Raw genomic sequence first — 21,419 nt, 5'->3', positions numbered from 1 at the left:
AATCGAGCAAATACAATCCTGTTACAGTGCCTGCTTTTCAAAATAACGGACAATACGTGAATTAGCACAGGCTTCTGGCTGAACCTATTCTCTCAGTCAAAAATGTCGCTCTGCTTAATGCCTTTGAACCAACTTCAATAGCCGTTTCAATTACCTTTTCATCGCCCATCAGCACCAGCCTTTCACTTGGACGAATTGATGCGGTATAAAGCAACGATTTATCTATCATTTTTTCTGCTTCATTGGGTAACATGACAAAGCAATTAGGCCATTGAGAACCTTGTGATTTGTGGATTGTTAATTAAGGGAGTTAACGTACTTAGTTTTTAAAAAATTTTTTACAGAGCATAAAAAAGGCCTGCAAAGCAGACCTTTAATATTTTTAATCAACAGTTATTAGTTATGTATTCCTTAGAACGGAATATCGTCATCGAAGTCGATTGGCGGTTCCATTGGGTTAGCAGCGCCGCCTTGAGGGGCATTTTGTGGCTTGGGAGCGAAACCGCCCTGTTGGCCGCCCTGCTGGTTGCCATAACCACCGCCTTGTTGGCCACCTTGCTGGCCACCTTGTTGTGGAGCAGCTTGCTGCATGCCTTGGTTACCCTGCGGTGCATAACCCTGCTGCTGTGATTGACCATAGCCACCACTTTGCTGACCGCCTTGTTGGCTCTGCGCCTGGCCGCCACCGAAGCCGCCCTGCTGCTGGCCACCTTGGTAACCGCCTTGAGCGCCGCCTGGGTTTTCACCGCGACCGCCGAGCATCTGCATTTTACCGTCGAAACCGTCAACCACGATTTCCGTGGTGTACTTTTCCTGACCGCTTTGATCTGTCCATTTACGGGTTTGCAATTTACCTTCGATATAAACCTGCGAGCCTTTACGTAGATACTCACCGGCTACCTCGGCCAGCTTGCCGAACAACACCACGCGGTGCCACTCGGTACGCTCTTGCATCTGACCCGTGTTTTTATCCTTCCAGCTGTCGCTGGTCGCGATGCTAATGTTAGCAACGCCATTGCCGTTAGGCATGTAGCGAACTTCAGGGTCTTGACCCAGGTTGCCCACTAAAATCACTTTATTAATACCGCGCGCCATGGATATATGCTCCTACTTTTTACGCTGAGGCGACTAGCTGTTGCGCCGCCTGTAAATCAAATTTCTTCTCGTCTACCTTGAGGTAGCTACGGTTTTCATCACATACCACCGTGGCTTCAAGCACTCCCGGCAGCTCTACCAATTGCGCCGCTAATTGTTCTGCATCATGTTCGCTGCCTACTGCACTTAGCAAACTGATAATTTTACTGCGCGGCGGTACTCGCATTTTTACAGCAATGACAAACCATATTAACCCAACCAAGGCGGCAGCCGCAAACACCATCTCAGGGGTGCCGCGCTGAGCCACAAATCCGCCAAGAATACCGCCCAAAAAGGCACCGATAAACTGGGATGATGAGAACACGCCCATGGCCGAGCCCTTCTGATTGGCTGGCGACAGTCGAGATACCAGGGCCGGCATGGTCGCCTCTAAAAAGTTAAATGCGACAAAATACAACATCATACACAAGGCTATCATGTAGACAGAGTTGACTCCGAAAACCAAGCCCAGCATGCTGACAACCAGCATAATTATAGCCACCAAAAACAGGGGTTTTTCCTTTTGCTTAGCCACAGCCACTATCATCATAGGCACCATAAGCACAAAAGATAAAATAAATACCGGAATATACAATTGCCAATGCTGGGCCGCGGGTAAACCGTCGTTAATAAGCTGAGGTGGCAAGGAAACAAAAATGGTGGTCAGGCTCAGGTGCAAAAACAGCACCCCCAAATCCAAACGCGCCAGATCCGGGTGGCGCACCAGTTTACCCACATCCCGCAGGGTCACAGTGGTTTCCCCCTTGGGAGCCCGATTAACCGCACTGGGTACCAGCCATACAACTATGGCCATTCCCACCAGCGCCAGTGCTGCCGTTAACCAAAAGATACCTGAGACGCCAAAGCTGGCCGCCACCATGGGGCCAAGCAACATGGCAATCGCAAAGCTCATGCCGATACTCATGCCGATTACCGCCATCACCTTGGGACGCTGCTCGTCGCGGCTTAGATCCGCAGCCAAGGCCAACAAGGCACTGGCAATGGCGCCCATGCCCTGTAGTGCTCGACCTAGCGTCAGCATATACATGGACTCGGCCAAAGCAGCTATCACAGAGCCCAGGGTAAAGACGATTAATCCGGCGATAATAATACGTTTACGACCGAAACGGTCAGATAGCCAGCCCATGGGGATTTGCAGCAGCGCCTGAGTCAAACCGTAGGCACCAATGGCAAGTCCGATCCATAAGGGCGAAAAACCACTGAGATCCTGACCATAAATGGCCAGCACCGGCATCAACATAAAGAGGCCAAGCATACGAAAGGCAAACACGCTCGCCAACGACAGCGCGGCGCGCTTTTCAACACTGTTTAACTGGGATGCAGACATGACGGATTACTAATCGGCTGATAACAAATTCTATCTTGGCCGGCGATGATAGCATAATCGCCTGCCATTGGGACATGCCTAGCCGCGAATTTAGCCCTTGCCAAGATGCAAGCCATCGGCTCGGTTTAAGGGCAAGAAAGCATCGCTAAGTAATGGCAAACTATGCGATACTTACAGGTTAATAAGCAGCTCGGGAAACAGGCGAAGAATGGATAATATCGAAGTTCGCGGTGCGCGCACCCATAACCTTAAAAACATCAATCTAACCATACCTCGGGATAAGTTGATCGTCATTACCGGATTATCGGGCTCGGGCAAATCGTCCCTCGCCTTCGACACCCTGTATGCCGAAGGGCAAAGGCGTTATGTGGAATCCTTATCGGCCTACGCGCGCCAGTTTTTATCGCTGATGGAAAAGCCCGATGTAGATCATATTGAAGGCCTGTCGCCAGCTATTTCCATCGAGCAGAAGTCGACTTCCCATAACCCACGTTCAACCGTGGGCACCATCACCGAGATATACGATTACCTGCGTTTGCTGTTTGCCCGTGTCGGCGAGCCACGCTGTCCAACCCATCACCTGCCGTTGGCGGCGCAAACCATCAGCCAGATGGTGGATCACGTCCTAGCCCTGCCCGAGGGCAGCAAATTGATGTTGTTGGCACCCGTGGTAAAAAACCGTAAGGGTGAGCATGTTAAGCTGCTCGAGCAACTGGCGGCACAAGGCTATATCCGCGCTCGCATCGATGGTGAAGTCTGTGACCTATCCGATCCTCCGCCGTTAGAGCTACATAAAAAGCACACCATAGAAGTGGTGGTTGACCGCTTAAAGGTGAAAGAAGGGCAGCAACAACGTTTAGCCGAGTCCTTCGAAACCGCGCTGGAGCTCTCCGGTGGCGTTGCTCAGGTGGCCGCCATGGATGATTCCCTCGAAGAAGAGCTGGTGTTCTCCGCCAACTTTGCCTGCCCAAGCTGTGGCTATGCCATGAGCGAACTTGAGCCAAGATTATTTTCCTTCAATAACCCGGCCGGTGCCTGTCAAACCTGTGATGGCCTGGGTGTACGCCAGTATTTCGACCCCCTCCGCGTGGTTCATAACCCCGAGCTAAGCCTCGCCGGTGGTGCCATTAAGGGCTGGGACAAGCGCAGCTTCTACTATTTCCAAATGCTGCAATCTGTGGCCGAGCATTATCAATTTGATTTGGATACGCCCTTCCAAAATTTAAGTGATGAGGCCAAAAAGGTGGTACTGGAGGGTTCTGGCAAGGACAAGGTCGCCTTCCATTATCGTAACGACCGCGGCGATCTAATCACCCGCAATCATGAATTCGAGGGCGTGCTCAATAATATGCAGCGCCGCTACCATGAGACCGAGTCCAATTCGGTGCGTGAGGAGCTGGCCAAGTATCAAACCTCACAGGCTTGCCCCAGTTGTAGCGGCTCACGCTTACGTCAGGAAGCACGTAACGTCTTTATCGACGAGACTAACCTGCCTAAGGTGACCCTGATGAGCATAGGCCAGGCCTTCGACTATTTCGACAGCCTGGAATTCAGCGGCCAAAAAGCACAGATTGCCGATAAGATCCTTAAAGAAATTCGCGACCGCTTATCCTTCTTAGTCAATGTCGGCCTAAATTATTTATCCCTGGAGCGCAGTGCCGATACCCTCTCCGGGGGCGAAGCCCAGCGCATTCGTTTGGCCAGCCAGATAGGTGCCGGCCTGGTAGGGGTTATGTATGTGTTGGACGAGCCTTCTATCGGCTTGCACCAGCGCGATAACGACCGCCTGCTGCAAACCCTGACGCGCCTGCGCGACCTCGGCAATACCGTCTTGGTGGTGGAGCACGATGAAGACGCCATTCGCGCCGCTGACTACATTATCGATATCGGTCCGGGCGCCGGAGTTCATGGTGGCCACGTGGTGGCCGAAGGCTCGCGCGACGACATCATGAACAATCCGGACTCATTGACGGGCCAATACCTCAGCGGCGTCAAAGAAATCGCCGTGCCCAAGGAGCGCCACCCGACTAACGAGAAATGGCTAGAGCTGTTTGGCGCTACCGGCAATAACCTCAAGAATGTCGACTTGCGCATCCCATTCGGTTTAATGACCTGTATTACCGGTGTCTCCGGCTCGGGTAAGTCGACCCTGGTTAACGACACCTTGTTTAAGGTGGCACACACTGTACTCAACGGCGCCACAGCGGTTGAGCCGGCGCCGCATAAAGAAATTACCGGCCTGGATCATTTCGATAAAGTTATCGATATCGACCAAAGCCCTATCGGCCGTACGCCACGCTCAAACCCGGCCACCTATACGGGTATTTTCACCGCCATACGTGAACTTTTTGCCGGTACTCAAGAGTCACGCTCGCGTGGCTACAAGGTGGGTCGCTTTAGCTTTAACGTTAAGGGTGGACGCTGTGAGGCCTGTCAGGGCGATGGCGTGATCAAGGTGGAAATGCACTTCCTGCCGGATGTGTATGTGCCTTGCGATGTGTGTCAGGGCAAACGCTATAACCGCGAAACATTAGAGGTGCTCTACAAGGGTAAAAACATCCATCAGGTGCTGGAAATGACGGTGGAAGACGCGCGCGAATTTTTCGATGCCATTCCTGCTATCAATCGTAAGCTGCAAACTCTGATGGATGTAGGCCTGTCCTATATTCGTCTGGGACAGGCGGCAACCACCTTATCCGGCGGTGAGGCGCAGCGTGTGAAACTGGCCCGAGAGCTGTCCAAGCGCGACACGGGTAAAACCCTGTATATCTTGGATGAGCCCACTACCGGCCTGCACTTCCATGATATTCAGCAACTGCTGACGGTATTGCACCGCCTGCGCGACCACGGCAATACCATAGTGGTGATTGAGCATAACCTGGATGTGATCAAAACCGCCGACTGGATTGTTGATTTGGGGCCGGAAGGCGGCAGCGGTGGCGGTGAAATTCTCGTCGCCGGTACCCCGGAAGAAGTAGCTGCGCATGAGCGCTCCCATACCGGGCACTATCTCAAGCCATTGTTGGCAAAATAAGCAATTAGGGGGTAAAGTCTGAATAAATAAAGAAAATATTCAGGCTTATCATGACGGCCCCCTTATTACGCCTCAAAGCAAAAACAGCCCGAACTACGAGAAACCTTAAACTAGGCTTTGCAAGGTTTTGGCAAGCATTGACCCTGGCACAACGCCTGTACGCGGTCGCTTTGTTGCTCTCTCCCGTCAGTATCTGGCTGACAACGGCATGCACAGTGGCGGCTTTAACCATTGAGTTCTGGCCGCGCTTTCTTCAGCTTTTTCACTCACTTCCCGGTAAAGCCATTCTCTTACTGTTTTACGGTACCATAGCCAATTTTGTGCTGGCGAATGCAGCTGGCACGGTAAATGAAGTCACCGGCGTGGCGGCAAGCCATTTCGACTATACCCATAACTTTGCTATCTTGCTGTACCTGCCCAGTTGGATGTTAGCGCTTTCGGTTATCGCCTTGCTTCTTCTCCAGCTGGTGCTTCCCCTTTACATCTTGGTGTTACTCTTACTCAGACCTTTCCAGCGCTTTGGCTTGCACTTCTTGGACAGCACCAAACGACCCATTCAAACCGCCATCGCCCGCTTTGTTTTATGTGTTATTGTCACGGCCAACCTAGTGGTAACCTCAGGGGATTTCGACAACGCCGGTGATGTCATAGATCAGGTTAGTGCGAGCTTTGAAAAAGAGATGAGTAAGGAGCTAGAACCCAGTGCAGAACAAACACGAGAGGCCCCTGCGACCATGCACCTTGAAGCAAACATTGCCGAGCCGGGCAAGGATTCCGATAAGTGGATAAAAATCCTGGTCGCCCAGTTTGCCTACAATTGGGAGGCAGACAGCTTCTCACGCTGCGAAAAAAGTAAAAACAGTAAGGTGGTTGAGCTCAATGATTATGAAATTGTTGAGCTCTTCGAGGATGAACAAGCCGAGTATGGTGTTCGCTTTGAAACAAAACGGTGTGTGTCTCCGGCCTTTCCCACCACTCCCTAACGCTCTTGCGCCGTCTCGAGATGCTGGCTAAGTTGCGACTTTTCCTCTTCGCTTAAGGCTTGTGACGCTTTGTTTTCGAAGTTATAACGCACCATCACCGTCTTACCCTCGGCACAACACTGCCCATGCTGCCAGGCTTGTTGTTTGATCACAAAAGAGCTGGAGCCGATGCGCTCGATCATGGTTTTCACTTCCACTTCCTGGCCATAGAAAAGCTCGCCCAAAAAGGTCACTTCCACCTTAGCAACAATCAAGCGCCATTGATGTGGATTAAGATCTGGGGTAAAGATTTTAAAAATAGGCGTGCGGGCGGCTTCAAACCACACCGGTAGTACTGTATTGTTAATGTGCCCGAGGACATCCGTTTCACTAAATCTGGGCTGAACTTTTTCAATAAGCATAATAATTCCAATAGGTAAGGTTGCAGTCATGACAGACTTCATTGGCGTTTATGATAACGCGCTTAGTGACACTTTTTGTAGTCAGTTTATCGACCTGTTCGAGCAGAGCCCGCATTTGAAGCAGGGTACCACCTCTGGCGGCATAGATTTAAGTAAAAAAGACAGTAAAGACCTTTACCTCAATGCTCATCCAGAGTACCAGCAGCACTTGCAGCATATTCAGCAGGTCACCGCACAACACGTGATGCGCTATGTTGAAGAACATCTATTTATGATGATTGGCGCCTTTGGCTTACAGGTCTTCCACCCAAAAACCGGTAAACCGGTGGCGCTGAACCAGGACAACTTTGAAGAGGTGGCCAAACCGCAACTGGGTACCTTGATGCAACAGCTGTTTCGTTTAGGCAGTATTCAAGCGCAGAAATACGAGATCAATAAGGGCGGGTATCCTTACTGGCACAGTGAGGTCTATCCACAAACCGGCCATAACGAAGCCTTACACCGCGTCCTGCTGTTTATGTTCTACTTGAACGATGTGACCGAAGGCGGCGAAACCGAGTTTTACTATCAAAAGCGTAAAATCGCTCCAAAACGCGGCACCATGGTGGTCGCACCGGCCTACTTTACCCATACCCACCGCGGCAACAAACCCTTGTCGAATGACAAGTACATTCTTACCTCTTGGGTGTTGTTTAATCGCGCCGAGCAGATCTACGGCCAAGCACAAAAATAACCCATCATATAAGATCAAAAAAGGCTGCCTAGGCAGCCTTTTTAACAGAGCGAAGCGCTATGAGCCGAGTAGCTCGCCGAACAGGGTAAATAAGCGATCGATTTCTTCGATACTGTTGTAGTGCATACAACCGATACGCACCACACCACCTTTGTCCATTACACCTAATTGCTCACACAAGCCCTGGGCATAGAAGTTACCGTCCCATACACAGACATGCTGCTTGCCTAAGAACTCGGATACCTGACGTGGCTCTAAGCCATCAAAGGTAAGGGCAAAGGTCGGCGTACGCTCGGCCAAACGCTCCATATCATCAATACCGAATAGCGAGATCTGCGGAAATTCTTTTAGCCGTGTAAGGAAGTGCTTGCTTAATGCCATTTCGTGCTCTTTGCTGTTGGCAAATGCCGCTTCAAGACGCTGACGACGCGGCAGTTGCGCATCCAGGCCGCTCAAAGAGGCGATATAGTCAACAGCGGCAACCACACCGGCCAGGCCTTCGAAGCTCTGCGTACCCGTTTCCCAACGACCCGGTACTACATCTTTCGCCGGCTCTACCTTGTATGGGGTGAAGTTTTCCAAATGCTCACGCTTACCATAAACAATGCCTACATGGGGGCCGAAGAACTTATAGGCCGAGCAGGCAAGGAAATCACAATCCAGTGCCTGCACATCCACCAGCTCATGTGGAGCATAGTGAACCGCATCCACATACACCAAGGCGCCATGCTGATGCGCCAACTCGATAATGCGCTTCACATCATTGATTGAGCCCGTGGTGTTCGACGCATAGGTTACGGCGACCAGCTTGGTATTGGCGTTAAGCAATGACTCGAAGTGCGCCATATCCAGGGTGCAATCCGCTTCGTTAATACGCAGCGCATGCACAGTGGCTCCTTTATCCTCGGCGGCCTGTCGCCACGAAGACACATTGGAGAAGTGATCCGCATTGGTCACTATGATCTCGTCGCCACTTTGCCAGCCGCGTGAAATAGCGCGACTAAAACTAAAGGTTAAACTGGTCATGTTAGCGCCGAAGACGATTTGCTCCGGGCTTGGGCTGTTAAGCAGGTCGGCAATGGCCTGACGGGCTTGGCTCATCACCGCCACGGTTTTATCGCTGGAGAAAAACGCGCCACCCAGGTTTGAATTGTAAAAACCCAGGTAAGCCGCCATGGCATCCAATACCGATTGCGGTACTTGTGCACCACCGGGGCCATCAAAAAAGATTGGCGACTCGCCGTTTACTTGCTGCATTAAGGCTGGGAACTGGCTACGCAGAGAGACTAGATTCATCATTCTTCCTTACGCAGTCAGTACAAAACAATCAAGATAGCCGATCTTCGACTCATCCAGCTTGTTCATGGGGGTGGCGTTGTGCCACACCTGGCGATCATCGATAAGTGCGAACATGCCGTCTTTGATTTCCATCTTGAAACACGGCTTGGCTTCTTTGTGCTCATACACCAATAACTCACCACCGGCGATGTTTTCATGAGACACACCGCATATACAGACGTGGTCAAAGCCATCCTGATGAATACCTTCCGGTGCCGGCGGCGTATCGCTGTCGATGGCCAGCATACGGAACTGGTGAATTTCGATATCGCGATCGGCGTCGATACCTGTCATGGCAATAAACTCGGCCACAATGCGCTTCATGCCTTCACTGGCGAGCAAGTCTGCGTCGAGGTTTTCGTAGGTACGCTCAACATTGCCCTGGAAGGTATTAATGGAATCATCTTGTACAAAGGCTTTAGTAGGCTGAAGGGTGAGTTTACCCTGTTGCACCTTGATCACAGAATAACGACGCTTACGGAAGGCACCATCGGCATAGGGATTATCGGGAAGGTGGTCAAAAGAAGGCTTTACCGCGTCAATATGAGACTGGTCAATGAAACGAAGTTGCAGAAGGTTCTGGTTATTTAACGAAGTCATAAAGATCCTGCCTTGATAAGAAAATTGGCGGGGATTTTAAGCTATTTCCGTCGCAGGTTTGATTTCATTTAGCGACAATTTTGATATCAAATTGAATAAAAAAACCTTTAATCTTTAGTTTAAGGAATTACACATTAAAAATATGAAAAATTACTAAAACCCATATTCCATTTTAACGAATTTTAAACATAAAAAAGCCCGCTTGGTAGGCGGGCTTTTATCACAAATCCTGATTACACGGCTTGCTGGATAATCACGTTATCCGCTTTCTTCGTGTATTGAGGCATCTTGTGGAAGTTCAAGTAACGGTAAGTATCAGCCGCTGTTGCGTTGATCTTCTCCGCGTATTCTTGATATTCCGCAGCTGTAGGTAGCTTACCTAGAATTGCGGCTACCGCTGCAAGCTCGGCAGACGCTAGGAATACGTTTGCACCTGTACCTAGACGGTTAGGGAAGTTACGCGTAGAGGTAGAAACAACCGTTGCCTTATCAGCAACACGTGCCTGGTTACCCATACACAATGAACATCCCGGAGTTTCGATACGCGCACCTACACGGCCAAAGATACCGTAGTAGCCTTCGTCGGTAAGCTGGTCTTTATCCATCTTAGTAGGTGGTGCAACCCAAAGTTGGGTTGGTAGACGACCACCGAAGTTGTCTAGTAGCTTACCAGCGGCACGGAAGTGACCGATGTTGGTCATACATGAACCGATAAATACTTCGTCGATCTTCTCGCCTGTTACATCTGAAAGAAGACGTGCGTCATCCGGGTCATTAGGAGCACAAAGAATTGGCTCTTTGATTTCCGCCAGGTCAATTTCAATTACGTGCGCGTATTCTGCGTCTTTGTCGGCTTCCATAAGCTCTGGGTTAGCCAACCACTCTTGCATCGCGTTGATACGACGCTCGATAGTACGTACATCACCGTAGCCTTCAGCGATCATCCACTTAAGCATAACGATGTTTGACTCTAGGTACTCAGAGATAGACTCTTTGCTTAGCTTAACGGTACAACCCGCGGCTGAACGCTCGGCAGAGGCATCTGACAGCTCGAACGCTTGCTCAACGGTTAGGTGCTCAACACCTTCGATCTCTAGTACGCGACCAGAGAATTCGTTGATCTTACCTTTCTTCTCAACGGTAAGCAGGCCTTGCTTGATACCGTAGTAAGGAATTGCGTGTACTAGGTCACGTAGTGTGATGCCCGGCTGCATTTCGCCTTTGAAACGTACTAGTACCGACTCTGGCATATCCAGTGGCATAACACCTGTTGCCGCTGCGAATGCAACCGCACCAGAACCCGCTGGGAATGAAATACCAAGAGGGAAGCGAGTATGCGAGTCACCACCTGTACCTACGGTATCAGGAAGAAGCATACGGTTTAGCCATGAGTGGATTACACCGTCACCTGGACGTAGCGATACACCACCACGGTTCATGATGAAATCAGGTAGTGTGTGGTGCGTGTTTACGTCGATAGGCTTAGGATACGCAGACGTGTGACAGAAAGACTGCATAGTTAGGTCAGCAGAGAAGCCAAGACAAGCAAGGTCTTTCAGTTCGTCACGAGTCATAGGACCTGTGGTATCTTGCGAACCAACCGTGGTCATCTTAGGCTCACAGTATTGACCAGGACGAACGCCTGGCATGTTACATGCTTTACCAACCATCTTCTGAGCCAGGGTGAAGCCCTTACCAGAATCGGTAACAAGAGCAGGCTTACGGAAGATGTCTTCGGCTTCCATACCCAATGAGGTGCGAGCCTTGTCGGTCAAACCACGACCAATGATCAGAGGAATACGGCCACCGGCACGTACTTCATCAAGGATCACGTCTGACTTCATCTTGAACGTAGAGATAACTTCATCGGTACCGTGACGCTTAACCACACCTTCATACGGGTAGATATCGATTTGATCACCCATGTTCATGTCGTCAACGTTCAACTCGATAGGTAGTGCACCTGAGTCTTCCATGGTGTTGAAGAAGATAGGAGCGATCTTACCGCCTAAACATACACCGCCAACGCGCTTGTTTGGTACGTGAGGAATGTCATCACCCATGAACCAAAGTACCGAGTTAGTTGCCGACTTACGTGATGAGCCAGTACCTACAACGTCACCTACGTACGCTAGTGGTAAACCTTTGGTTTTAAGCTCTTCAAGTTGGGCGATTGGACCGATTTCACCGGCTTTATCAGGGTTGATACCGTCACGCTCGTTCTTAAGCATAGCCAGTGCGTGCAGTGGGATATCCGGGCGAGACCAGGCATCTGGAGCTGGTGAAAGGTCATCTGTGTTAGTTTCACCGGTTACCTTGAACACGGTTACAGAGATCTTCTCTGGCACCGCCGGCTTCTCAAGGAACCACTCTGCGTTTGCCCAAGACTCGATAACTTGCTTAGCAAATTCGTTACCCGCTTTGGCTTTTTCTTCTACGTCGTAGAAAGCATCAAACATAAGCAGGGTGTGCGATAGGCCTTTTACTGCGAACGGTGCAAGTTCAGCATCGTCTAACAGATCAATCATAGGCTCGATGTTATAGCCACCTAGCATGGTGCCAAGTAGCTCGGCCGCTTTTTCTTTATTGATTAGTGGCGACTGCGCTTCACCTTTTGCAACGGCGGCTAGGAAGCCCGCTTTTACATAGGCGGCGTCATCTACGCCAGGCGGTACACGGTTAACTAGAAGGTCTAGGATAAACTCTTCTTCACCGGCAGGTGGATTCTTGATTAATTCGATCAGGTCAGCAGTTTGCTGAGCATCTAATGGTGCAGGCACAATACCTTGGGCTGCACGCTCTTCAACATGTTTACGATATTCTTGAAGCACAATTATGCCCTCTTGGTGACGTGAAAGTAGCAGACTTCGACGCGTCCATACTACTTATAGAATTTTGACACGATAACAATTATAAAGGCTTTAAAGATAGAAGAAAATTGGCGTCGCCGCCTAGAGGCAAAATAGTCAATATAAATACAATGAATGTAAGGGCTTTAAAACTATAGGCTGGTGAATGTTGAGTAATAATTATTTGCAAAAAGCCCGGCATCAGCCGGGCTTTTCATCATAGGTTGGTAATAACCTACTATTAGTTACGTTTGATGCTTACACGCTCAGTAACTGAGATGTGCGCTTCAACGCGACGGTTTTCAGCGTGAGCTTCTTTGGTGTTTTCTGTGTTCAATAAACGCTCTTCACCTAGGCCTACAGTTTCTACGCGAGAAGCTGAGATACCATCATTGATTAGTTGCTTAGCAACACCGTCTGCACGCTTTTTAGAAAGCTTTTTGTTGTAACCTGCATCGCCTACCGCTGAAGCGTGACCTTCAAGTAGTACGTTTGTTTGCGGGTACTTGGTCATGAATTCAGCAACTTTTTGGATATCATCCAAGTAACGCTGGTTAACGTCAGAGTTATCGTGTGGGAAACGTACTAACAAGCTAACCTTGTCGCCTTTTTCCATGTAACGAGTACAACCAGACGCATCTACTGCATCTTCCATAGGTGTGTTTGCACACTTATCGTTGGCATCAAGTACGCCGTCTTTGTCTGTGTCTTTTGGCTCTGGCTTAGGAGCAACAACTACTGGTGCTGGCTCAACTTTCTTAGGCTCAGGCTTGTCACCAAAGTGGTAGCTAACACCTAGCTTAAGACCGAAATCAGAATGGTTCTGGTTAAGACCTTCGTAATAGTTGGCTTCACCGAAGAATGCCCAGTTGTAACGGAAGTGGCTACGGAAACCAAAACCTAGGTTAGCTGCATTGAAGTCATCGTATACGTCAAATTTCTTTGCACCTAGTACACCGTAGAAAGTGTCGTTGAAGTGGTACAATACATCAGCACCGTAACGCTCACCTGTTTTGTGGTTGTCTGAATTTTCTTTATCAAGCTCAAGGGCTGCAAATTCTAGACGAGCTGTCCAGTATTCGTTAAAGCGGTAACCTACTTCGATACCTGAACCGAAAGACTCACCTAGCGCAACATTCGCAGGGTTTGCGCCCTTGATGTTGTCCCAGTCAGCCCAGAAGTAATCACCAAACACACCAATGTGAATACCTTCGTGAGGGTTTTTCTGTTCTTCAGCAACAACAGCTTGTGATGCCATTGCCAAAACGATAGCAGCAGAAAGTGATTTGATTTTCATTGTTTCCATCCCATTTTACGATTATCGATTATGCGCACCAAGGTAAATTAGTCCTTAATGCGCCAAGTAAAAGGTCCATCTTGTGCCTCTTACTTAGTTATATTCCGATGATTCATTAATCTATCAGCCGACATTTCTTGCTTTTATCGCAGGTGCTATACAGCACCAGGTCTAGATCCGCGCTAACAGGTTTCAACACATCTACATTGTAGTCTAATTAAGCAAGTTCGCGCCTTAACTTAATCAGGTACGCTATATTAAAGCATTATGTTCCTGAATATAAGATGATTTTAGTATTAAAGTAGTAAAGTTTCTGCCACTTTGCAAATTACAACACAGCAGAAAAAGCCCTCTGAACCAGCCCTGGCAAGATATTGTGGTTTAATTAACCCACATCTTTAAACTTACGGGAGCTAGGCTGAAAAATACTCACCGCATCTGCAATAAAACCCTGCATCCATCCAACCTCTTTACCAAGGTTTCTTTATTACCCGAATCGCGACATGTAGTTTTTCCCGGCGCAATAGCTAAATTTTATAATGGCCCTGGCACTCATAACCCGAGCAATGCATCGAGCTGTAGAAAAAACAAACAAGAATATGGCACTTGTTACTGGACAATTGGACGCAGCTACCTACAATAGCGGCGCACATAAATTAGTAGAGGTTTGCATGCCAGTAATAGAAATCGACGCGTCCGGGTACAACCAGCAATTAGCAGAAAAAGAAGAGCGTATTATTGCGCAATTTTCTCGCTTTGGTGTCAATAAGTTAGAAGTGTTTGCCTCGACCCCGAAACATTACCGGCAACGTGCGGAATTTCGTGTCTGGCATGATGGCGATGACCTCTACCACATTATGTTCGATCAACAGAGTAAAGAAAAAGTCCGCGTCGAGCGCTTCGACCCGGGTGCCGAGCTGATCAATGAACTGATGAGTGCCATGATCGCCGAGTTAAAAGATAACGAGCTGATGCGTCGTAAGCTGTTCCAAATCGATTATCTGACCACGTTAAGTGGCAACGCCTTAATCAGCCTGCTCTATCACAAACAGTTAGATGAGCAGTGGTTGCAAGCGGCACAGGATCTACAAGCACGACTGCAACAGCGTTTTAATGTTGAGCTTATTGGCCGTGCCCGCAAACAAAAGCAGGTACTGGCCACGGATTATGTGATTGAGCAACTTGAAGTAAATGGCCGCACTTATACCTATCAGCAGGTGGAAAACAGCTTTACCCAACCCAATGCCAAGGTAAATGAGTCTATGCTGGCCTGGGCTCAGGATATCTGTGCCCCCTTGAGCAATGATTTGCTCGAGCTCTACTGTGGTAATGGCAACTTTTCAATCGCCCTGGCGGGTTCCTTTAATCGCGTGCTGGCCACGGAAATTTCCAAGTCATCGGTACACTCGGCGCAATATAATATTGCCGCCAATAAGGTTGAAAACCTGGATATCATCCGCATGAGCAGCGAAGAATTTACCCAGGCAATGCGTAAAGAACGCACCTTTACCCGCTTAGGTAACATAGACCTACACAGCTATGATTGCCAAACCATCTTGGTCGATCCGCCACGAGCCGGTATGGATGAACTGACCTGTAAGCTTACCAGCGAGTACGACAACATCATCTATATTTCCTGCAACCCGGAGACCCTAGAGCGCGATCTGGAGATACTGACGCAAACCCACGAAGTAGCCCGCTTTGCTATCTTTGATCAGTTCCCCTACACCCATCATATTGAATCCGGGGTCTACCTAAAGCGCAAATAAGAACATAAAAAAACCGCATCAAAAGATGCGGTTTTTTTGTCATTGGCCGTACTTACTTCTTGGCCAAGTAGTTGATTAGCGCTGCAATATCATCTGGCTCGGTAACGCCAGAATCACGGCCTAAGATCAAACGATACTTACCGTTAACGATAAAGGTAGGTACACCTTTCAGGGCACCCTTTTCTTTATAGTATTCTTGATCGCGCTGCATCTTTGAGGCTTTAGTGCGTACCGCAAAGCCTTCGAATAACTTGTCGAACTTTTGTGCATCAACGCCATTGGCAACAAACACGTCTCTTACGTCAGCCATTTCGTTAAACTGCGAACGTTTATTGTGAATGTGGTTAAAGATGGCAGCAACCAAAAGCTCTTTTTCAGGTAACACACTGGCCGTTGCCAAGGCTTGCGACAACATGTCCTGGTTTTCTGCGGTGCGACCACCCATAAAGTTTACATGGCTGCGCTTAAAGCTCACGCCTTCGTTAAGCTTAGGCTTAACGTCTCTTAGTAAACCTTCATAAGCGTTACAGGCTGGGCAGTAGAAAGAGAAGAATTCTTTTACTTCCGGCTTACGGCTAGCACGCTCAGAAACGACTTCATAGTGAGTACCTTCTTCAAACTGTGCTGCCACTGCTGTCAAAGGTAATGCCAGCGCCATTAGCGCTAGGGCAATAAACTTCTTCATACCTTTATTCTCCGTGTTATTTTTCTAATAAATGGTTAACGAGCTCATTAAGCTCTTGTTGCGACTTCACAGTGTGTACATGCACCTTGTATTTGTCGTTAACAATAATGGTAGGCACGCCCGTTAGAGCGCCGGCCTTGGTATAAGTTTCTTGCGCTTCCAGAGCGGCCTTTTCACCGGCCAATACCGGCATGCTGCTTGCTAACATGCTATAACGCTCGGCGCCAATGCCCTGCTCCGCCAATAATTTTTCTACCGCTTGCTGCGATTGCAGTGGCTCGCGTTGCAGATGAATACTCTTGAAGATGGCCTCAGATACCTGTTCGCCTTTACCTTCTTGCTGAGCGATTAGATACGCCGTAGTTAGGCGATTTTGCGCAGCCTTATCCAAACGTAAAAAGTTTACATGGCTTTTAATAAAGGGCACATCCTTTGGCAAGGCATCTTTAAGCGCACCGACCGCCGGCTCAAGACGATAGCAATGAGGGCAGTAAAAAGAAAAGAACTCGGTTACCTTGTCACTTTCAGAGGCCTTAGTATCAAGCACTTGGTAATGCTCGCCGGCCTTAAAGTCGGCTGCCCAAGAGGCCAGAGGTAAACAAAGTAGTAATAACGAACCTGTTAGTGTTTTTATCATAATCGTCTCTTTTAAATTCAATTTGGCTGCGCGCTTATGGCATCAATTTCAACGCTGGCTCATCCAGCGCCGCCAGTTGCTCTTTTAATGCCAGAGTTTGCTGCTCCCAGTATTTGTCTTGTGCGAACCAAGAAAAGTTCCGCTCAAATGCCGGGTCTTGCCAACGTTTGGCAATCCAGCCCATATAATGCACCATGCGCATCGCCCGCAGCGGCTCTATTAAACGCAACTGGCCATGCTCAAAATGGGCAAACTCCTCATAGGCATTCACCAGGGTATCAAGCTGGACCAGCTGATTTTGCCGATCGCCACTGAGCATCATCCATAAATCCTGCATTGCTGGGCCCTGACGGCTATCATCAAGGTCAACAAAGGTTAGCATATCATCGCCGGACCAGAGAATGTTGCCAGCGTGGCAGTCTCCATGCAAGCGTATAGTAGCAACACTCTGGTATAAGCGGCTAGCTTTGTCGATAACCTGATCGAGCACGGTGTAAAAAGGTAAAGACATTGCCTCACTTACCAAGTTACTGTGCTGCAAATGAACCTTGGCTTGATATAGATATTCATCACAGCCTAGCACAGGCCGCGTGGTAAAAGGTTTTGCCGCCGCCACCTTGTGCATGCGGCCAATTAAACGGCCAAGCTGTTCTAGCTGGTCGAGATTATCCATCTCAAACTGGCGGCCACCAACGCTGGGGAACAGCGTAAAGCGATAGCCTTGATGCTCAAACAGTGTCTGACCATCAATACGCAACGGCGCCACCACAGGTACCTCGGCTTCTTGCAGCTCGGCACTGAAGCTATGCTCTTCGAGGATCTGCTCATTACTCCAGCGCTCAGGGCGATAGAATTTTGCCACATAGCGGCGCTGATCCTCAGCTATAAACTGATAAACACGGTTTTCGTAGCTATTAAGCGCCAAGAGCCCAGACTCAGCATAGATGCCCACACCATCGAGGGCATCTAAAATGGTATCCGGGGTTAAGGAAGCAAAACTAAATTCACTCACCTTAACGACCCTTAAAGAAATTACTGCTTTGCTTAATTTGCGTCTCGGGATCGGTCACCGGGTAAAGCACAAAATTAAACTCTGTCATCGGCTTTTTCAGATCGTAAGGGTCGATAATCACAGACAAGGGCAGATCGTGAGAGCGTCCCGGTGCGACGCTAAACTCAAGTTGACCAATCACCTGATAATGCTCCAGCCCCTCAACCTCAACTCGGAACTGCTGCGCTACCTGAGCCTTATTCAATACCTTCAATGTGTAGGTGTTTTCTACCAAGCCATCAACATTGATACGGAACAACTGGTTACGGTCACGAATAATATCGAGATCCATAGGCACCCGCATGGCTATATTAGCCGCCAGCGCGCCGATAAGGATAAAGAGAATAATAGAGTAACCAATTAACTTACCGCGCACCGGCTTGGTTTTCTCGGCGGAAGCCTCCAGGTTACGTTCCGTGGTATAGGAGATCAGGCCACGAGGATAATTCATCTTGTCCATAACGCCGTCACAGGCATCAATACAGGCGCCACAGTTAATGCACTCGTACTGCAAGCCGTTACGAATATCTATACCGGTAGGACACACCTGTACACAGAGGTTACAGTCGATACAGTCGCCCAACCCCAACTCTATAGGATCTTGCTTGCGCCCACGCGGACCGCGGTTTTCGCCGCGCTTGGCATCATAACTTACGGTAAAGGTGTCTTTATCGAACATGGCCGACTGGAAGCGCGAATAAGGGCAAATATGCAAACACATAATTTCCCGCATCCAGCCCGCATTACCATAGGTACAAAGGGCAAATACGACAATATTCAACAGCGCATAGCCGCCCACAGAAAAGGTCACAAAGTCGAACACCAGCTCACGCATGGGCGTAAAGTAGCCGACAAAGGTAATGGCGGTATACAAGGAGAAAAGCAACCAGCTGCCATGTTTGGCCGTTTTGCGCCAAAACTTATCAAAGTCCATGGGACGCTGATCCAGCTTTTTACGCTGGTTGGCGGTGCCTTCAAACTTCTCTTCAAACCAGATAAAGATAAAGGTCCACACCGTTTGCGGACAGGTATAACCGCACCAGACACGGCCGTAGAAGGTGGTCACCAGAAACAGCGCAAAGGCGGCAATCATAAAAATAAAAGCGAGTATGGTTAAGTCTTGCGGCCAAAAGGTCAGGGCAAAAATACTGAACTGCTGATTACCTATATCGAATAAAACCGCTTGCTGGCCGTTGTAGTTAATCCAAGGCAACAACATAAAGGCGAGCATACCGACTAAGCCGATACGCTGTCTTAGCAACTGGTGTAATCCGGTGACGGCTCGGACATAAATGCGGTTACGGGGATTAAATCTATCGTACTCGGCCCCGCTGGGCTTTTCGATTTTCACGTCACTGGGTATGTTTTTTACCTTGATCCGCTGCTCTTTTTCCATCTTAGTTCCTCAACGCCAGGGATTTAGGAATGGGCAAACTTACCTAATTGGTTATTAGGTTTGTCGTTTCGGGCAAGTATATCAATTCGGCCACCAAAATGATGTAACCAGAAGATTATATTTAACCCTAAGCGCCTTAATAGGCTTGCTTTTAAAACCCAGAGTTTACTACACTATCAGCGTCCCTGTTGCCACCTAGATCAAGGTTTACTCATGAAGAAGTTATTACTGTTGGTCGTTATTCTGTTAGCACTGCTAAGTGTTGATCATCCTTTGATAAAAAATCCCCGTGACAAAATTCTTGGCTCTGTGGTGTCGGATTTAAGTGATTCCACTCAGGTACAAAGGGAAGTGAAGGCAAAACATGCCCTAGCTGAGGTCCGCTCTCAACTTAAATTAAACAAAGATCAGGACGCCCATCTCGCCGACATTTTTAAAACGGTTCGCGGTATGCATGACTGGGAGAGAAAATACTGTAAAAACAGAGAACTTAATCAGTATTTTTATGGTGACGATTTACTGCAGACCTGCACCATTATTGCGGCCACCCACTAGTAAGCTATGGACTTTTCAGCACTCAATAAAAAGCAAGGCGATTCTTTTGCCGAGCACAAACGCCTGCTGCAGCAACTGAGCAAGGGCAAAACCGTGTTATGCAAGCACTGCCAAGGCGCCATAAATCTGCAACTCGCCGAACCTGGCTATGCCAGAGCCCGTTGCACCAAGGGCTGCACCGACCTGCTATTGCAACTCGGCTAAGCTCACCCAAGAAGGCATAGCGAAAATGGCGGGGGTTAGGTTTCCCAGTGCGGCTCATCGTCGAATAAACCACTTTGCACCGCAGTAAGCTCAATCAGTTCGGCAAACCCCAGGCTAAAATCGGCCATCATATCGACCAGCGCATCGTTAAATGCCTGCTCACCCTGACCAGAGTTTGCCGCATGTATGCTGAATTGCTCAGCATCGGCAAATAATCCAAGTACAGTGACCGCCTGAGCAAGCATGTCTTTACTTTCTTCGGGGCACGATGGGGCACTTAGCAGGGGTTCAAGGTAATTGCTGACACCCAGCACAAAGCCTTGTGCCCATTGATGCAACTCGGCATCGGCAGCTAGATTATCCTGCCAGCGCTGTGCAACTGCGACATTGCTAGTAAGCTTAAAACCGGTCTCATACACCTGCTCACTTATATCCTGATGCAGACTCAGCAGTGCAAATAAAACACTTTCATCGCAATCGGCGGCATAGCCACCAAGCACCTCTTGCAACCATTGCTCTTCCTCTATGGGAGCAGGAGCACAGATAAGTGCAAAAAGATAACCCTGAACCTGAGCCAAGGGCATAGCATTCCCAGCCTCCTCCAGGTAGTCACGCAAAGAGGTTAGCGCTTGCCCACTCATTAGAAATCGATCCGATAGCGACCGTCGGCTCCCTGCGCTCCCAGGAACTGCACCGCATCATGCACGTCCTTAGGCAGGCTGGCATCCGGTTTAATAAAGCCTTTAACGCTAAACTGACCACGGTCGTTAAAGCTGGCATCAACCTGTAAACCCAGACGGTTTTCCTTGGTAACCGTCACCTTAGCAGCACTATTTACGCAGCTAAGCTCACCTTCCAGCTCGCCAATGCTAAACCAGCCATTACGACCCTTCACGCTGATATCCGCAGAGCTGATGGTGCCGGCTAATGCCTGACAGTGAGGCTCACCAAGTTGGTAGTTATCCAGTTCGACAAACACCCGCCCCTTGGCCTCTGTAGGTATGGGTAGACGCACTCGCTGTAAAACTTGCTCAAGAGAAAGTCGTGCCTGGGTATCGTGAAGCTGCAGCTGCTTGTTAAACAGGCCATAGACTAATTGACCCTGGGCCGAAATTTCATTGGTATTGCGCTTATTACCTAGCACCAGGTCCATATTCAACTGCGCCTGCAACAGCGCCAGCGGCTTAACCTGCCATTTCACCTGGCTGACATACTGGCCCTGATAACGCGCCCCGTGCACCTGGCCTTGCCAGACCGTGCCCGTGGCCGGACCCAACTGTAAGCCAGGTGGTAGATCTTTTTTAAACCAGTCCAAGGCCACCGAAGCGGGCAGCAGGGCAATGGCGAAAACCAGCAAAAAAACAACAAATACAACGGCTAGACCGCTGATTTTCTTCACAGACAT

General features: G+C 49.1%; 20 protein-coding genes. 6 read left to right on the top strand and 14 right to left on the bottom strand.

Annotated elements, in window-relative coordinates; translation table 11 throughout:
* Positions 1 to 61: 61 nt before the first annotated feature.
* From C2M17_RS06460 to C2M17_RS06450, 3 genes are all read right to left on the bottom strand, one after another.
* Positions 62 to 295, bottom strand: coding sequence for a hypothetical protein (locus C2M17_RS06460; RefSeq protein ID WP_267894412.1), 234 nt, complete (start codon positions 293 to 295; stop codon positions 62 to 64).
* 116 nt (positions 296 to 411) lie between these two features.
* Entirely contained in the window at positions 412 to 1,095 is a 684-nt protein-coding gene (gene ssb / locus C2M17_RS06455; protein ID WP_105200028.1) for a single-stranded DNA-binding protein, read from the bottom strand.
* Positions 1,096 to 1,114: 19 nt separating this feature from the next.
* Complete coding sequence (locus tag C2M17_RS06450) at positions 1,115 to 2,482, bottom strand: MFS transporter (RefSeq protein WP_105200027.1); 1,368 nt, start codon at positions 2,480 to 2,482, stop codon at positions 1,115 to 1,117.
* Between the two features lie 208 nt (positions 2,483 to 2,690).
* Between C2M17_RS06450 and uvrA the strand changes: the two genes are divergently transcribed.
* Both uvrA and C2M17_RS06435 read left to right on the top strand, forming a co-directional pair.
* Positions 2,691 to 5,516: an excinuclease ABC subunit UvrA gene (gene uvrA, locus C2M17_RS06445; RefSeq protein ID WP_105200026.1), complete on the top strand. Its 2,826-nt coding sequence runs from the start codon at positions 2,691 to 2,693 to the stop codon at positions 5,514 to 5,516.
* A 50-nt stretch (positions 5,517 to 5,566) separates the two neighbouring features.
* A complete protein-coding gene (locus C2M17_RS06435; protein WP_158683990.1) occupies positions 5,567 to 6,499 on the top strand; it encodes a hypothetical protein in 933 nt (310 codons plus the stop codon).
* Here C2M17_RS06435 and C2M17_RS06430 read toward each other — a convergent pair.
* Positions 6,496 to 6,900, bottom strand: a complete 405-nt coding sequence (locus C2M17_RS06430; protein WP_105200023.1) for an acyl-CoA thioesterase — start codon at positions 6,898 to 6,900, stop codon at positions 6,496 to 6,498. The genes C2M17_RS06435 and C2M17_RS06430 overlap by 4 nt on opposite strands.
* A gap of 28 nt (positions 6,901 to 6,928) precedes the next feature.
* Between C2M17_RS06430 and C2M17_RS06425 the strand changes: the two genes are divergently transcribed.
* Positions 6,929 to 7,633, top strand: coding sequence for a 2OG-Fe(II) oxygenase (locus C2M17_RS06425; protein WP_105200022.1), 705 nt, complete (start codon positions 6,929 to 6,931; stop codon positions 7,631 to 7,633).
* Between the two features lie 57 nt (positions 7,634 to 7,690).
* Here the strand turns inward: C2M17_RS06425 and C2M17_RS06420 are convergent, their stop codons facing one another.
* From C2M17_RS06420 to C2M17_RS06405, 4 genes are all read right to left on the bottom strand, one after another.
* Complete coding sequence (locus C2M17_RS06420) at positions 7,691 to 8,929, bottom strand: cysteine desulfurase-like protein (RefSeq protein WP_105200021.1); 1,239 nt, start codon at positions 8,927 to 8,929, stop codon at positions 7,691 to 7,693.
* 9 nt (positions 8,930 to 8,938) lie between these two features.
* Positions 8,939 to 9,571: a 2OG-Fe dioxygenase family protein gene (locus C2M17_RS06415; protein WP_105200020.1), complete on the bottom strand. Its 633-nt coding sequence runs from the start codon at positions 9,569 to 9,571 to the stop codon at positions 8,939 to 8,941.
* 233 nt (positions 9,572 to 9,804) lie between these two features.
* Positions 9,805 to 12,402, bottom strand: a complete 2,598-nt coding sequence (gene acnB, locus C2M17_RS06410; protein WP_105200019.1) for a bifunctional aconitate hydratase 2/2-methylisocitrate dehydratase — start codon at positions 12,400 to 12,402, stop codon at positions 9,805 to 9,807.
* 259 nt (positions 12,403 to 12,661) lie between these two features.
* On the bottom strand, positions 12,662 to 13,717 hold the full coding sequence (locus tag C2M17_RS06405) for an OmpA family protein (RefSeq protein WP_105200018.1): 1,056 nt from the start codon (positions 13,715 to 13,717) through the stop codon (positions 12,662 to 12,664).
* 671 nt (positions 13,718 to 14,388) lie between these two features.
* On the opposite strand from C2M17_RS06405, the gene trmA reads away from it, so the two are divergent.
* Positions 14,389 to 15,486 (top strand): tRNA (uridine(54)-C5)-methyltransferase TrmA, encoded by a 1,098-nt coding sequence (gene trmA, locus C2M17_RS06400; protein ID WP_105200292.1) that lies wholly within the window; start codon positions 14,389 to 14,391, stop codon positions 15,484 to 15,486.
* Positions 15,487 to 15,538: 52 nt separating this feature from the next.
* Here the strand turns inward: trmA and C2M17_RS06395 are convergent, their stop codons facing one another.
* The 4 genes from C2M17_RS06395 to ccoG are packed head-to-tail and all read right to left on the bottom strand — an operon-like array spanning position 15,539 to position 19,255.
* A complete protein-coding gene (locus C2M17_RS06395) occupies positions 15,539 to 16,171 on the bottom strand; it encodes a thiol:disulfide interchange protein DsbA/DsbL (RefSeq protein WP_105200017.1) in 633 nt (210 codons plus the stop codon).
* A gap of 16 nt (positions 16,172 to 16,187) precedes the next feature.
* Positions 16,188 to 16,808 (bottom strand): thiol:disulfide interchange protein DsbA/DsbL, encoded by a 621-nt coding sequence (locus C2M17_RS06390; protein WP_105200016.1) that lies wholly within the window; start codon positions 16,806 to 16,808, stop codon positions 16,188 to 16,190.
* Between the two features lie 34 nt (positions 16,809 to 16,842).
* Positions 16,843 to 17,820, bottom strand: coding sequence for a serine/threonine protein kinase (locus tag C2M17_RS06385; protein ID WP_105200015.1), 978 nt, complete (start codon positions 17,818 to 17,820; stop codon positions 16,843 to 16,845).
* Between the two features lies 1 nt (position 17,821).
* The gene (gene ccoG / locus C2M17_RS06380; RefSeq protein ID WP_105200014.1) at positions 17,822 to 19,255 is read right to left on the bottom strand and encodes a cytochrome c oxidase accessory protein CcoG; all 1,434 of its coding nucleotides are present in this window, start codon (positions 19,253 to 19,255) and stop codon (positions 17,822 to 17,824) included.
* A gap of 213 nt (positions 19,256 to 19,468) precedes the next feature.
* Here ccoG and C2M17_RS06375 point away from each other — a divergent pair, with 213 nt between their 5' ends.
* Together C2M17_RS06375 and C2M17_RS06370 are read left to right on the top strand one after the other, a co-directional pair.
* Positions 19,469 to 19,810 carry a hypothetical protein gene (locus C2M17_RS06375; protein WP_105200013.1) on the top strand — a complete coding sequence of 114 codons (342 nt, stop codon included), beginning with the start codon at positions 19,469 to 19,471 and terminating at the stop codon, positions 19,808 to 19,810.
* A 6-nt stretch (positions 19,811 to 19,816) separates the two neighbouring features.
* Complete coding sequence (locus C2M17_RS06370) at positions 19,817 to 20,014, top strand: hypothetical protein (RefSeq protein WP_105200012.1); 198 nt, start codon at positions 19,817 to 19,819, stop codon at positions 20,012 to 20,014.
* A gap of 35 nt (positions 20,015 to 20,049) precedes the next feature.
* Here the strand turns inward: C2M17_RS06370 and C2M17_RS06365 are convergent, their stop codons facing one another.
* Both C2M17_RS06365 and C2M17_RS06360 read right to left on the bottom strand, forming a co-directional pair.
* A complete protein-coding gene (locus C2M17_RS06365) occupies positions 20,050 to 20,655 on the bottom strand; it encodes a UPF0149 family protein (protein ID WP_105200011.1) in 606 nt (201 codons plus the stop codon).
* Positions 20,655 to 21,419: a type II secretion system protein N gene (locus C2M17_RS06360; protein ID WP_105200010.1), complete on the bottom strand. Its 765-nt coding sequence runs from the start codon at positions 21,417 to 21,419 to the stop codon at positions 20,655 to 20,657. The genes C2M17_RS06365 and C2M17_RS06360 overlap by 1 nt, the downstream gene beginning before the upstream one ends.

It is taken from the genome of Pseudoalteromonas sp. T1lg10 (genome assembly GCF_002964545.1).
Classification (GTDB): Bacteria; Pseudomonadota; Gammaproteobacteria; order Enterobacterales; family Alteromonadaceae; genus Pseudoalteromonas.
The sequence above is the reverse complement of the archived record's forward strand: the minus strand, read 5'-3'. Positions and strand labels throughout refer to the sequence as shown.

Excerpts from the sequence above, each read along its gene's own strand:
- C2M17_RS06360 (WP_105200010.1), bottom strand. The coding sequence starts at position 21,419 with ATGTCTGTGAAGAAAATCAGCGGTCTAGCCGTTGTATTTGTTGTTTTT.
- C2M17_RS06420 (WP_105200021.1), bottom strand. The coding sequence starts at position 8,929 with ATGAATCTAGTCTCTCTGCGTAGCCAGTTCCCAGCCTTAATGCAGCAA.
- C2M17_RS06395 (WP_105200017.1), bottom strand. The coding sequence starts at position 16,171 with ATGAAGAAGTTTATTGCCCTAGCGCTAATGGCGCTGGCATTACCTTTG.
- C2M17_RS06390 (WP_105200016.1), bottom strand. The coding sequence starts at position 16,808 with ATGATAAAAACACTAACAGGTTCGTTATTACTACTTTGTTTACCTCTG.
- trmA (WP_105200292.1), top strand. The coding sequence starts at position 14,389 with ATGCCAGTAATAGAAATCGACGCGTCCGGGTACAACCAGCAATTAGCA.
- C2M17_RS06435 (WP_158683990.1), top strand. The coding sequence starts at position 5,567 with ATGACGGCCCCCTTATTACGCCTCAAAGCAAAAACAGCCCGAACTACG.
- C2M17_RS06415 (WP_105200020.1), bottom strand. The coding sequence starts at position 9,571 with ATGACTTCGTTAAATAACCAGAACCTTCTGCAACTTCGTTTCATTGAC.
- C2M17_RS06425 (WP_105200022.1), top strand. The coding sequence starts at position 6,929 with ATGACAGACTTCATTGGCGTTTATGATAACGCGCTTAGTGACACTTTT.
- C2M17_RS06365 (WP_105200011.1), bottom strand. The coding sequence starts at position 20,655 with ATGAGTGGGCAAGCGCTAACCTCTTTGCGTGACTACCTGGAGGAGGCT.
- ssb (WP_105200028.1), bottom strand. The coding sequence starts at position 1,095 with ATGGCGCGCGGTATTAATAAAGTGATTTTAGTGGGCAACCTGGGTCAA.
- ccoG (WP_105200014.1), bottom strand. The coding sequence starts at position 19,255 with ATGGAAAAAGAGCAGCGGATCAAGGTAAAAAACATACCCAGTGACGTG.
- C2M17_RS06430 (WP_105200023.1), bottom strand. The coding sequence starts at position 6,900 with ATGCTTATTGAAAAAGTTCAGCCCAGATTTAGTGAAACGGATGTCCTC.
- C2M17_RS06450 (WP_105200027.1), bottom strand. The coding sequence starts at position 2,482 with ATGTCTGCATCCCAGTTAAACAGTGTTGAAAAGCGCGCCGCGCTGTCG.
- uvrA (WP_105200026.1), top strand. The coding sequence starts at position 2,691 with ATGGATAATATCGAAGTTCGCGGTGCGCGCACCCATAACCTTAAAAAC.
- C2M17_RS06405 (WP_105200018.1), bottom strand. The coding sequence starts at position 13,717 with ATGAAAATCAAATCACTTTCTGCTGCTATCGTTTTGGCAATGGCATCA.
- C2M17_RS06375 (WP_105200013.1), top strand. The coding sequence starts at position 19,469 with ATGAAGAAGTTATTACTGTTGGTCGTTATTCTGTTAGCACTGCTAAGT.
- C2M17_RS06370 (WP_105200012.1), top strand. The coding sequence starts at position 19,817 with ATGGACTTTTCAGCACTCAATAAAAAGCAAGGCGATTCTTTTGCCGAG.